Genomic DNA, 477 nt, shown 5'->3' with positions numbered 1-477 from the left:
AGCACAAGGGATATCTGTTCGTCGGCGGCATCCTCAACAACCGCATCGGCCGCTACAAGATCGCAGGCGCCGACCCGAACTGGACCAGCCCCGCTTCCTATTGGGGGGCGAAGCCATGATCCTCGATCCGGTGCTGGACCTGTTTCGCGGCAAGGCGGTCACCATCCCGCCGCTCGACGGCGCTTTTCGCCCCAACACGCGGCTGGATGATGCGCCGGCCTTTGCCGAGCTGACGGAACCGGACAATCTGCTCGTTACCGGTGACAGGCTACTGGCCTCCAGCGGCAACGCCATCCATTCGATTGCGGCTGGAGCGGAACCTGTCGTGGTCGAGACTTTTCGGTCTGCCGTAACCGCGCTGGCGCTGTCGCCATCGGGCGAACTGACGGTCGGGCTGGAAAACGGCAAGTTGCTGATTGGCGGCAGCGACGTTTCGCTGCCGGCTGACCTCAGCTGCATCACCGCACTTGCCTATGC

The 477-nt window shown here is 63.7% G+C and carries 1 pseudogene; it reads left to right on the top strand.

Annotated features, from left to right (window positions below):
* Positions 1-115 precede the first annotated feature (115 nt).
* A pseudogene (locus EN750_RS38550) lies at positions 116-477 on the top strand (hypothetical protein); the annotation flags it as partial.

The sequence above is a fragment of the Mesorhizobium sp. M7A.F.Ca.ET.027.03.2.1 genome (assembly GCF_003999175.1).
GTDB lineage: Bacteria > Pseudomonadota > Alphaproteobacteria > Rhizobiales > Rhizobiaceae > Mesorhizobium.
The sequence above is the reverse complement of the archived record's forward strand: the minus strand, read 5'-3'. Positions and strand labels throughout refer to the sequence as shown.